This is a genomic window from Caballeronia glathei (assembly GCF_000698595.1).
GTDB classification, from domain to species: domain Bacteria; phylum Pseudomonadota; class Gammaproteobacteria; order Burkholderiales; family Burkholderiaceae; genus Caballeronia; species Caballeronia glathei.
Genome location: NZ_JFHC01000026.1, coordinates 89,584 through 99,065, shown reverse-complemented (window position 1 = coordinate 99,065; position 9,482 = coordinate 89,584). Strand labels below are relative to the sequence as shown.

General features: G+C 58.6%; 17 protein-coding genes. All 17 read right to left on the bottom strand.

All coding sequences use genetic code 11. The annotated features are described in order from the left end of the window. On the bottom strand, positions 1–192 hold a 192-nt coding region (locus tag BG61_RS43690; protein WP_206540598.1), incomplete at its 3' end, for a hypothetical protein. Continuing rightward, positions 192–704 carry a hypothetical protein gene (locus BG61_RS17840; protein WP_035939380.1) on the bottom strand — a complete coding sequence of 171 codons (513 nt, stop codon included), beginning with the start codon at positions 702–704 and terminating at the stop codon, positions 192–194. The genes BG61_RS43690 and BG61_RS17840, both read right to left, overlap by 1 nt. Before the next feature lie 14 nt (positions 705–718). Beyond that, positions 719–1,093 (bottom strand): beta-sandwich lipoprotein, encoded by a 375-nt coding sequence (locus BG61_RS17835; protein ID WP_035939382.1) that lies wholly within the window; start codon positions 1,091–1,093, stop codon positions 719–721. A gap of 247 nt (positions 1,094–1,340) precedes the next feature. Next, positions 1,341–1,640 (bottom strand): nucleoside triphosphate pyrophosphohydrolase family protein, encoded by a 300-nt coding sequence (locus BG61_RS17830; RefSeq protein ID WP_051672610.1) that lies wholly within the window; start codon positions 1,638–1,640, stop codon positions 1,341–1,343. 29 nt (positions 1,641–1,669) lie between these two features. Further along, a complete protein-coding gene (locus BG61_RS39770) occupies positions 1,670–2,287 on the bottom strand; it encodes an ASCH domain-containing protein (protein WP_035939383.1) in 618 nt (205 codons plus the stop codon). 34 nt (positions 2,288–2,321) lie between these two features. Continuing rightward, a complete protein-coding gene (locus BG61_RS17820) occupies positions 2,322–2,711 on the bottom strand; it encodes a hypothetical protein (RefSeq protein ID WP_035939385.1) in 390 nt (129 codons plus the stop codon). A 79-nt stretch (positions 2,712–2,790) separates the two neighbouring features. Further along, positions 2,791–3,441, bottom strand: coding sequence for a hypothetical protein (locus BG61_RS17815; protein WP_035939386.1), 651 nt, complete (start codon positions 3,439–3,441; stop codon positions 2,791–2,793). Between the two features lie 130 nt (positions 3,442–3,571). Next, the gene (locus tag BG61_RS17810; RefSeq protein WP_035939388.1) at positions 3,572–5,233 is read right to left on the bottom strand and encodes a YqaJ viral recombinase family protein; all 1,662 of its coding nucleotides are present in this window, start codon (positions 5,231–5,233) and stop codon (positions 3,572–3,574) included. Beyond that, positions 5,226–6,269 carry a hypothetical protein gene (locus BG61_RS17805; RefSeq protein ID WP_035939390.1) on the bottom strand — a complete coding sequence of 348 codons (1,044 nt, stop codon included), beginning with the start codon at positions 6,267–6,269 and terminating at the stop codon, positions 5,226–5,228. Before BG61_RS17805 ends, BG61_RS17810 begins: the two co-directional genes overlap by 8 nt. Beyond that, entirely contained in the window at positions 6,266–6,559 is a 294-nt protein-coding gene (locus BG61_RS17800; RefSeq protein WP_035939391.1) for a hypothetical protein, read from the bottom strand. Before BG61_RS17800 ends, BG61_RS17805 begins: the two co-directional genes overlap by 4 nt. A gap of 15 nt (positions 6,560–6,574) precedes the next feature. After that, complete coding sequence (locus BG61_RS17795) at positions 6,575–6,802, bottom strand: hypothetical protein (RefSeq protein WP_035939393.1); 228 nt, start codon at positions 6,800–6,802, stop codon at positions 6,575–6,577. Between the two features lies 1 nt (position 6,803). Then, the gene (locus tag BG61_RS17790; RefSeq protein WP_035939395.1) at positions 6,804–6,998 is read right to left on the bottom strand and encodes a hypothetical protein; all 195 of its coding nucleotides are present in this window, start codon (positions 6,996–6,998) and stop codon (positions 6,804–6,806) included. After that, the gene (locus BG61_RS43685; protein WP_206540601.1) at positions 6,995–7,366 is read right to left on the bottom strand and encodes a hypothetical protein; all 372 of its coding nucleotides are present in this window, start codon (positions 7,364–7,366) and stop codon (positions 6,995–6,997) included. The genes BG61_RS17790 and BG61_RS43685 overlap by 4 nt, the downstream gene beginning before the upstream one ends. Beyond that, entirely contained in the window at positions 7,363–7,989 is a 627-nt protein-coding gene (locus BG61_RS17780) for a hypothetical protein (protein WP_035939396.1), read from the bottom strand. The genes BG61_RS43685 and BG61_RS17780 overlap by 4 nt, the downstream gene beginning before the upstream one ends. A gap of 390 nt (positions 7,990–8,379) precedes the next feature. Further along, entirely contained in the window at positions 8,380–8,631 is a 252-nt protein-coding gene (gene acpP, locus BG61_RS17770; protein ID WP_035939400.1) for an acyl carrier protein, read from the bottom strand. Positions 8,632–8,750: 119 nt separating this feature from the next. Then, positions 8,751–8,900 (bottom strand): hypothetical protein, encoded by a 150-nt coding sequence (locus BG61_RS42850; RefSeq protein ID WP_161783683.1) that lies wholly within the window; start codon positions 8,898–8,900, stop codon positions 8,751–8,753. A 9-nt stretch (positions 8,901–8,909) separates the two neighbouring features. Beyond that, positions 8,910–9,134: a hypothetical protein gene (locus tag BG61_RS41985; protein WP_035939401.1), complete on the bottom strand. Its 225-nt coding sequence runs from the start codon at positions 9,132–9,134 to the stop codon at positions 8,910–8,912. Positions 9,135–9,482 lie beyond the last annotated feature (348 nt).

Below are 9,482 nucleotides of genomic sequence, written 5' to 3'. Positions count from 1 at the left end.
GTAATACGGGACGAACTTGTGGGCGCATTCGGCTTGCGCATCGCGAGTGGTGCGGCGGGCGGCTTGCCATCCCTCGCGGAAAGCCCATTTCCAAAACGGGTCGAGCCCTTGCCCGCGATCATTTCCGAGTGCATCTAACGCCGCCTCGCATTCCGCATCGTTTGGCGTCTTGTCGTTTGGATGTTGGTGCATTACGCCGCCCCCTTGTTCACTGCCTGTTCGATGGCACTACCGGGCAGTGTGTCCTTATAGAAGTTGATCGCCTTTGCAGCCAATTCGATCAATTGGCCTTCGAACGAATCGGCCGTTGTCGAATTCCACATCTCGACCACATCGTGCAAGTCCATCACGAACGGCTTCGCACGCGGGGCGCACTCGGCTTGCGGGGCGGTGTAGACGATGCGCACTTTGTCCGGGCAGTTCGTCAGGTTGTTGCGATAGCTGACCTCCGATTGGTCCCGCCAATCACCGCTCGCGAGCCGATACTGATACACCGCCTCACCCTTGCCGCCATCCGGCACGGCAGACGATATAGCGGCGCGGGCTTGCCACATGCGCCACGACATATCGTTGTTGGTGATCGCCTGCTCTGCGACTCGCTTCGCAATGTCGGTGTTCTCAATGATAGAAAGCTCGTTCATGAGCGCCGCAATGAACTGCTCACGCTCCGCTGCTACGTCTGCGCGGTCATTGGTATTGGTCATGGTGTCTGGTCCCGTTATTTGATGGTGATGTCAGGAACGATCACCGACGGCTTGAAGATCACCCTGTAGTGGTAGGCACTGACATTGGCCCCTTCAAGTTGCTCGACGAAGTACGTCACGTTGTCGGAGAGGCCCAGGAAGTGCTTTTTGAAACTGGACGGCCCCGTCTTGCAGGTGATCGACACTTCCCGGCTTTTGTCGGCGTTGCCGAGCGAGCACAGGCCTTCGATGCTCAACATGTAGTCGCCGGTGATGCCGTTGTAGAACACGACTCGTCGATTGATCTCGAAGTTGTCGGCGGCCTTCGACAGGTTCCGTGACGCCACATCCGCATCATTGCAACCAGACAGGGATGCCAGCAGAGCAACCAACAACACAGACTTTTTCATTTTTCATTCCTTTCGTAGGCGCATGAGAGCAGGATCGCCTTTTCAAGCTGACGCACGCGGCTTTCAAGGTCTTCGATTCGCTGCTCTAGACTGCGTTTTTGTTTAGCCGTGCAAGACCCGAGGCAACGGCTGCTGGTGAAACAATCTCCGCTTGCGACCGTGCAGTGCGAGTGCGGGTAGAACTCTCCGTTATGTTTAGGCATGGGGTAGGTGCGTGAGAGCGGCGGTCTTGGCGGGGGTCATGCGTCTAGATCCGACGCCCGCGAGTGCCGCGATGCTCGTTGATCGCCATCTTGCGAACGATCTCCGATTCAAGATCGATCTCTTGCCACTTGGCGAGATCGGCCACGCGCAGGATGATGTCTGCGAGTTCCTCGCCGAACGCGTCGGTCGGCTTATCGCCTCGGCACTCGTTGACGGCCTCGCCGACCTCGGACGCGATCAACGCGAGTGCTTCGAGCACGGTCTTGTTATGCCAGCCCATGCGCTCAACCCAGTCGTACTGTCGGTCGCACATTTCGCCAATCGTCAATTCGCTCATGTTCATCTCTCTATCGTGTCCGGCGCTGTGCGCCATCAAAGCTTCTTGAATTCAACGACCCATACCCACGGGTCGGACGCCCACGATTCGTTGCCGTTGATCGACGTCCACAGGCGGACGAAGCGCTCGCGTGCGTAGCCCGGGATGCTCGTGTTCGTGCGATCCACGCCTTCGGCAAGTGCGTCAGCATCTGTTATGTCGTGCAGGCGCTCGACGCGCACGCTGGTCACTTCAAGCGTGATGCGCGACGCATAGCGCGGCATGTGGATGGACGGCCTCCACTTTCCATCGATGGTCGACTCGGTCGCATAGCCGGCGGCATAGGCGAATGGGCCATCCTCGTCACGCGTGGCGCCGATAGCGGCGGGAGCGTGGTTCCACGTCTCGCGGACCCAAAGGCTATCTCCGGGCATGCCGTAGGGGCAGGGGATCAGGTCTATCTCCGGGAAGTCGGTGCCGATGCCCCGACGCACGAAAACGCCAAATCGGCCTTTCTTCGGGTGGGGCGAGGAGATCCGCCCGAAGAAAGGCGGGACTTCGAACGCCCAGCCATCTGAGGGTTGTTGCGCAATCACGCGCCTCGTCTGTGTCTTACTGCCGTCTAGCAGCGCGCGCACCATCGGGCCGCTGAAGAGGATCGGTCGTTCGCTCATGATTTCTCTCTATCGTGTCCGGTGCTGTGCGCCATTAGTCGGCGGTTGCCTTCACGGCGCGTTTGCCGCGCCAGCGCCATCCGGGTGCGATCGCCTTCGTGCTCATGCGCTGCCAGCGCTGGTCGCGAGTCATCGGTTCGACCTCGTCCGGATCGCCGCCAAAGTTCTCGGGAACGATGAACGCCCAGTAGTGGACATCGATCCAGATTGACCGGGGGCATTCCTCAGTCCACTCGGGCTCGTAATACCCGCTCATGTAACCGAAGACGGGCGAGCCCTTGATGTCGACGTTGTTCGGATGCTCCTTGCGCGGGCAGGTGCGTACATCGTCGTCAAGATCGGCTTCAGTCCAGCCCGAGGTGCCATGCGATCGCAACAGTTCAATCGCGCGCTTTGCCTGCTTTTTGTAGATCCGTCCGTTCATGAAATTCTCGTTATTCAGTGAATCACCAAAGACAAAGCAAACACCGCTGCGATTACAGCAAGCACGATGTCGGAGCTGGTCACGCGGGTTGTTCGGTCGGAACGCGCGCAGCGTCGTACTGGCGGATGGCCCATGCGATCGCGTACAGGTTCCAGAGGAAGTGGAATGTGTACTCGTTGCAGTTCCATTCCCAGCAGTCTTCGAACAGGCGCGGGAAGTCCTTCGACTCGAAATCATGCATGTGTCTGAACGCTTCGCCGCCGTGTCCGTCTTCGACGTAATCGAAGATCTCGTCATTGATCTCCTGCCAGAGATCAGCGCGCTGCTCTGCTGTCGTCTCGTAGCCCTCGAGACAGCTATCAACCCGGTCCTTCACCCGAGCCTTGAATTGCGATGCAGAGAACCGCTCAGCTGCACCCTTGCCGTATCCGTCGCAGCTGACAGCCTGGAGCTTTTCAGCCCAATATCCCTCGTTGACGTACAGCTTCTTCGGGTCATTGCCGCGATCAGTCCGGAAGAACTGAAACATATCGGTCAGGCGCGAAAACACATACGTCCCGCAGTCGCCACGAATGCAGAGCGCACCGGGCCACGTCAAAATCTCGAACCAGTAGCTGCTGTCGCCGTCCGCTGCGCGGAACTTGATGTGCCGATCGACACCGTCGTCACGGACAACGGTCATCTTGTGGTTGGCGACGTCGCGTTCGAATCGTTTTTGATCACAGGTCATGCTGTTCTCCGAATAAGTGCCGGATATAAGCGCCGGCGCGCTCTCCACTGTTTGGGGCGCCCACCATCCAGCACGTCGGAGAACACGCGATTTCGCCAATTCCTATTGGCTGGTGGGGGCGCTTGAAGGGTTAGGCGGCTTGCTGGCGGAGCATCGCTTGCTCGCCTGAAACCGCTTCGATATGCCGAATCAGAGCAGCGCAAATCTGCGGGAAGATTTCTTCGTGATAGAGCTTTGCTGCCTTGCCCGTGGCGGCATGCACAAAGCCGAGACTTGCCAAGCCATCGGCGGTCAAGGAAATGGGCGCCAGGCGCTCATTGATCTGTCCGAGGCGCAGTGTGGGCGCGGCATCGGAAGTGATCCGAGCAGGGGCGGTCCACGGGGCGAATTGCTCTTGCTTCGCCGAAATCGGCGCGGGCGATGTAGTCACCGGCGCCGGTATCTTGGCTTCAGCTTTCTCCTGCTCTTCCTTGCGGATCCGTTCGCGCTCTGCTTCGATCCGTTTTTCCTCTGCAGCCTTGTGATCCGAAATCCGCGTCCGGATTACCAACTGAAGGTCTTCAATCGGCTTTCCAACCAGAGCCAGCTTGTCGGCAAACAGGAACTCATAGCCGACCGACTCATCCTTGATACAAGCAAGACTCGTCCGGATTCGCTTTGCGGACGCGTCAGCCTCAATCTTGGCGTTTGCGAGAACCGTGTTCGCCGCGTCCTGGATGCTAGCCACGGTGCGTTTTCCCTTCGCCGCACCCGCGAAGTCCGGTGCCGTCAGCACGATCCAAGGACCGCCGGTCTCTTCCTTCAGGCCGGCGATGTGCTGCTCATACATCGCCTTTGCCTTCAGGATGATGCCTTCCTTGATTTCGACTTTCCGGCGGCTGACCAGCTTGTCGAGCTCGAGACGAACGGCTCGCGCCTCGCTACTGATTGCGTCGATGGTCTTGAACAACTCATCGATGCTTTGCGTCTGGCTCAGCGCATGCTCTTTCGCCGCTTCAAGGCGCGATTCAACCTCGCCGCACCATTTGACCGTCTTTTCCGCGTCGGCGAAGTGTTGATCGGTGACCAACTCCCGGTTGATGCCTGCGAACACGGCGAGGGCGTGGTCCCTGAATTCGATCAAGTTGCTCGCCGTGACTTTGCCGGTCACCTCGACTCGGAGCGCGGGCAGCGTTTCGGGCGTGCGGCCGATCGGCTTGACTTCGACGGCTTCCGGTACATAGGCGGCGAGATCCTTCTTGAACTGTGCCCACCCGGCACGAATCCGTTCGTGCCATGCCGGATCCGGAAAGACCTCCATGTATTCCATGTTCTCCCGCGTGCCATCCGACACGGTGAAGATCACTTTCTTTGCGCCCGTCACCATCATGACCTGCTGGCACTGCGGCTGGTGCTCCTCCGGGAGAATCTTGTTGCGCACCGATTCGGCGAGCGCGGCGTTGTGTTGCTTGTGCTCAAACGCCAGTTCCTCCGACATCGTCAAGCCGTCACAGGACGCCGACAGATCGCCATCCGAACAGGTCACCGGATACAGATCTTCGCCGATCAGATCTTCGATGATCGGACGGGCCAATGCTTCGACTTCGTGCCCGTAGTCGAGGATGTTCTTTTGGACCCAATCGCTAAATTCCTTCGCGGTACCGGTATGCTTCATATGAAGCAGCTCGGTGCGCTTAACCTTGGACGACAGGCCGAGCATCGCTGCGGCCTCGCTGGCGCCAAAGTGATGCAGGCGGAAGTTCGCCCATTCGTCCGTGCCTTGGACGAGGTTGTGAATAGTGCGGTCAGTCATTCTCGTGGCTCCAGGCATCGATGGTCATCTTCTGGTCTTCGGAAAGGCGCGTCTTCGTCTCGATCATCTTGACCAGATCGTCCACCGTCTTTTTCTTCTCGACGATCAGCTTTCGCCATTCCGGTGTCTTGGCCTGGAATTGCTCGTCGGAACAAGCAGGAATCTGCTTTCCGCTCTCCGGCTCAGCGCCAGCGGTCTGCTCTGCCTTGTTCTCCATGACCGATTTCCAGGTGGCTTCACCATCCTTGATCGCTCCGTAGATGCCCCGCAGATCGACGAGCTCAGTAGGTGAGCATGCGTCGAGCGAGTGGCCGAGGTAGCGCGTCAGATCCTCCGCCTTCACCCCAATCTCGCCAAACGCGTCGGCGATCTTCTTGCGCTCGGCGGCCGGATCGCGTGCCGCTTCGTCCATGCGGACCGACTTGATGATGTCTTCTGCCTCGTCCTGCAGATCGCCGGGTACGATGCGCAGGCCCAGCGTACGAATCGCCTTCGAGATCAGAGCGGCCCGCTTGTTCAGCAAGTCGTCATCGTTGGCCGTGACCGTGTACGTCATCTTTCCGTAGCTGTTCTTGCGGACTGAAATGTACGAACCGTCATCCATCGGCTTGGAGCGCTCGACGGTCTTGGACACGCGCACGTCGAGCGGATAGGTCACGTTCGATTCCAGATCCGTCACGGCGACGCGGTGCACCTCCTTGGCGTCATCCTCGAAGATCATGGATGTCTCGATCAGCACGTTGGTCATGCAGCGGAGCGCCACCTCGACGAACCGAATTCCGAGGCCCTCGACGCCCTGCCCGATCGGCTTGCGGTAGTACGCGCTTTTGTTGTGCGCGAACGACGGGCGCCGACACTCGCGGATGATGTCCTGACGGACCTGATCCCAATTCCGCGGACGTTGCATTGCCATGATGTAGCGGGCTTCGACCATCGCTTTCGCTTGTGCGGCAACTGCGGTCGAAGCGGTTTCGACGAGCGCCGTCGTCGTCTGATGCGCGCCGAATTCTTGGCGCACGGAAAGTGCTGTGCTCACACAACCTCCGAAGGTTTGTTCTCAATCGCCAAAAGCGACTGAATCTGTCCGTTTATTTCCGTGACCCGAGCGGTGAACGCTGCACGGAGCTTTTCCTTCTCCCGCTCGAGATTCGCCACCAGGCCGGGGCGAAGGTCGAAGTCGTCCGGAATCTCGACCGTGAATTCGTGATCGCAGACCTTGACCGTGTGTTCATCGGAGGCGTCGAAGCTGTAGAAGGTGTAGCTAGGCGCCCTCTCCCACCGGTGTTGCAGGGCGAATATCGCGCCCTTGATCGTTATCGTTGCCATCCCCTACCCCTTGGCTTAAGCCACGTTCACGTACGCAAAGTGCCGTGCGATATGTGGTGCTATATGCGCCGTTCCGATCGCCATCGGCTTGAGGCCGAGCCGTGCGTTGCGCTCTCTTTTCTCGGCCAACTGGGCGTCATTCATCGCAGCCAGATGACGCATCTGCGCTTCCATGCGCTCCGCTTGAGTAAGACGAACGGTTGTCGTCACCAGGCGAAGGTCAACCATTTGTAGGATGGACATTTCAGATTCCCAGAATTTGCTTGATAACCAGTGCGCCGAACGTCCCGACGAGCCCCAATGAAGCGCCGATCAGAACTGCCGTATGCACGCTGATGACGCGGTCGATGCGGCTCTCTTGCTCCAACTTCCGGCGGCCGGCGGCGCTGATGTTGACGATCACACCGGCGCGGTCATCGACGATTTCCCATGCGGTCATTTCGGCTCCTTCACTGCCTGTTCGTTGGCGGCTGTGCACGCTGCTTCAGGGGTATCTCCTTGCCCGCGTGCCAACACCTTGCGATTCCGGTCGTCGTCACGATGGTTAGAGCAAATCCACGCCATCCAGCCGGTTCGCCGCGTGTATGCCAGTTCGAAATATGCGTAGTCGTTCTTTTCCAACTCTTCGGCATGACGCGCTACCAGTTGGCGGATAGCATCACGCCGGGCGCACTCGGCTTGCTCACCGTGGGCGGCGATGTGCTCGATTAGCGACAACTGATCGCGCTTCCAATCGTTCTCGTCGTGCACGTAGCCAAACCGCTCGCACAGAAGCCGATGGAAATTCTTGAAGTCTTGCTCACTCATTTCCCGCTCCGTGCCTGTTCGATGGCGCGCTCCACGTACCGAAGCGCTGCTTTCCAGCCTTGACGCGCGGCGTGCGTCCTTTCATTCAGGAACAGCCAGTGCAGCGGGTGCTGCGACATGTCGTAATTCGCCTCTTGCGCCCACGCTTCAAACTCGTTCTGCTCCTTTCCGTCGCACACGATAGGGATCGCACGCGGTGCGCATTCGGCTTGCGGGGCAGTGAAACAATCCTCTGTCGCGAAGAACCCCCCGCCGTATTGAGGGTGGTGAAACTCCACTAGGTCGCCCATGTTGACCATGCGAATTTCACTCGCCACCGCCTCACTCTTGCCGATGGCTTTCGGTCTGGCGTATAGCTTTGTCCCAATGGGAAGCTTCTTAAGCACTTCCTCTTGAATCACAAGGTCGCGCTCTGCGAATGCATCAGGGTCGCCATACTTATTGACGACCTCCGCCACCGCCTCACCATTGCCGCCCACCGACGCCATAGCGGCGCGAGCAATGTGCAGCGCCATGTCGACCGTCACGGGATCTCCCCAACCGGCCTCGTCTGGCATCACTGAACAGGCGAAGTCAAAGTCTTTCCGGCGCTGTTCCCGCTCCGCCGCATCTACCGTCGTCATACATTCCCCCGTTGCACTCGCGGCATCGTGTCCGCGTCGAGCTTTTCATATCGGTCATCGTCCCAAGACGCTGCTCGCTCGGCCTCAGTCAGCGGCGGCTCACTATCTCCCATCGCTTCGTCTAGGTCGCGGTCTAGCCAGCGGTCGTATGCGTTCCAAATCGCTTTGTTGTTGTTGGACTTACTCATAGCAGTCCTCAATTCGTTAAATAGTGACTCGCCATCATGGCAAGGACCGGCAGCCTGTCATGTCTGCCAGTTTTCAAGCGCTTCTCAGATCAACGGCTTACTTATACTGCCTTCACCCGTTTTAGCTCCACGCTACCTTGCCATCATGGTCCGGGCATCGCACCCGGAAGGCACTTCGGTGAGCCGTGCTGGCAGGGGGGATTTAAACCTTCAGCGCAACGAGGTTGATCAGGTCTTGCACCGTCTGGACCTTCTCGGCGGCCTCGTTATCGTCCAGCTCGATGCCGAACTCGTCTTCCGCATTCATGATCAATTCAAGGAAGTCGAGCGAATCGGCGCCAAGGTCTTTGACGATGTGCATATCGCCCTTGAGGTCCGACAGATTGATGCCTAACTGGTCGCTGATAACGTCCTTGACCCGCTCTTCGACGCCGTTGATAAGAAATTCGCTCATGTTTTCCTCGTTGTTAAAACCGCTCTACCGCCGGGCGGCGCCTTGGATGAACGCCACGGCCATCAATACCAGCGTGATCCAAGCGCCAAGGCCGGCGTAGAAATAGGTCATGTTCAAGTTCATTTCAGGCCCTCGATCGGTTCAAACAGCTTCGCCAGGAAGCGCTCATACGCGGTCTCGTCGACCTCGTTCTGCTTTCGCTGCTGTTCGGTCAGCCATCCCTGCGTGATCTCGACCCAGTAATCCAGAGCATTCTTCTCAAAGCCCATATTTCCTCCTCAGCACCAAACCACGTCACGACTGATATCCACGCTTCGCACAAGACGCGAATTGCGGTATTCGTCGTAATGCGCCGCGAAGCGCAGGATATAAGTCGATACGCGCGCACAGGTACGCGCGCCGAAGTCCTGATAGAACGCCATTCTTACCCCCCTCAAACGGATCATGATGATGAGCCCGATTACCGCCTCGGCTACGCAGCCGATCAAAGCTAGAATGACCACGTTGGCCTCTTAGTAGTGCGAAGGGCGTCGGACAAGGCGACGCGGTTGATATCGTTTGGTTGCAGCGTTTCGTGAATGGCGCTATGGGCCGGCCTGTGTTTCCGGTCTGCTACGGGTTCACCTCAAAGGGTTTCCACCTGCCAGCGCACGTCGCAAGGGCCCGACGAGCCCCGCACAGCGCCATTCACGAAAAACTGCTACACGCGCGGCGCTAGCTACTCCCGGCCTAGCCGGCTCCAGCTGCCGCGTGGTTTCCTACTCAATCCCTCAAGTGTTCTATAGCGCCATCTGGGAGCCAGGCACTTGAGAGATAGGCCCCGATCTTTTCAGCGGTAGGGCGTTGAGCGC

What these genes read in the sequence shown, in the direction of transcription:
- BG61_RS17840 (WP_035939380.1), bottom strand. Translation starts at nt 704, where the DNA reads ATGACCAATACCAATGACCGCGCAGACGTAGCAGCGGAGCGTGAGCAG.
- BG61_RS17835 (WP_035939382.1), bottom strand. Translation starts at nt 1,093, where the DNA reads ATGAAAAAGTCTGTGTTGTTGGTTGCTCTGCTGGCATCCCTGTCTGGT.
- BG61_RS17830 (WP_051672610.1), bottom strand. Translation starts at nt 1,640, where the DNA reads ATGAACATGAGCGAATTGACGATTGGCGAAATGTGCGACCGACAGTAC.
- BG61_RS39770 (WP_035939383.1), bottom strand. Translation starts at nt 2,287, where the DNA reads ATGAGCGAACGACCGATCCTCTTCAGCGGCCCGATGGTGCGCGCGCTG.
- BG61_RS17820 (WP_035939385.1), bottom strand. Translation starts at nt 2,711, where the DNA reads ATGAACGGACGGATCTACAAAAAGCAGGCAAAGCGCGCGATTGAACTG.
- BG61_RS17815 (WP_035939386.1), bottom strand. Translation starts at nt 3,441, where the DNA reads ATGACCTGTGATCAAAAACGATTCGAACGCGACGTCGCCAACCACAAG.
- BG61_RS17810 (WP_035939388.1), bottom strand. Translation starts at nt 5,233, where the DNA reads ATGACTGACCGCACTATTCACAACCTCGTCCAAGGCACGGACGAATGG.
- BG61_RS17800 (WP_035939391.1), bottom strand. Translation starts at nt 6,559, where the DNA reads ATGGCAACGATAACGATCAAGGGCGCGATATTCGCCCTGCAACACCGG.
- BG61_RS17795 (WP_035939393.1), bottom strand. Translation starts at nt 6,802, where the DNA reads ATGTCCATCCTACAAATGGTTGACCTTCGCCTGGTGACGACAACCGTT.
- BG61_RS17790 (WP_035939395.1), bottom strand. Translation starts at nt 6,998, where the DNA reads ATGACCGCATGGGAAATCGTCGATGACCGCGCCGGTGTGATCGTCAAC.
- BG61_RS43685 (WP_206540601.1), bottom strand. Translation starts at nt 7,366, where the DNA reads ATGAGTGAGCAAGACTTCAAGAATTTCCATCGGCTTCTGTGCGAGCGG.
- BG61_RS17780 (WP_035939396.1), bottom strand. Translation starts at nt 7,989, where the DNA reads ATGACGACGGTAGATGCGGCGGAGCGGGAACAGCGCCGGAAAGACTTT.
- acpP (WP_035939400.1), bottom strand. Translation starts at nt 8,631, where the DNA reads ATGAGCGAATTTCTTATCAACGGCGTCGAAGAGCGGGTCAAGGACGTT.
- BG61_RS42850 (WP_161783683.1), bottom strand. Translation starts at nt 8,900, where the DNA reads ATGGGCTTTGAGAAGAATGCTCTGGATTACTGGGTCGAGATCACGCAG.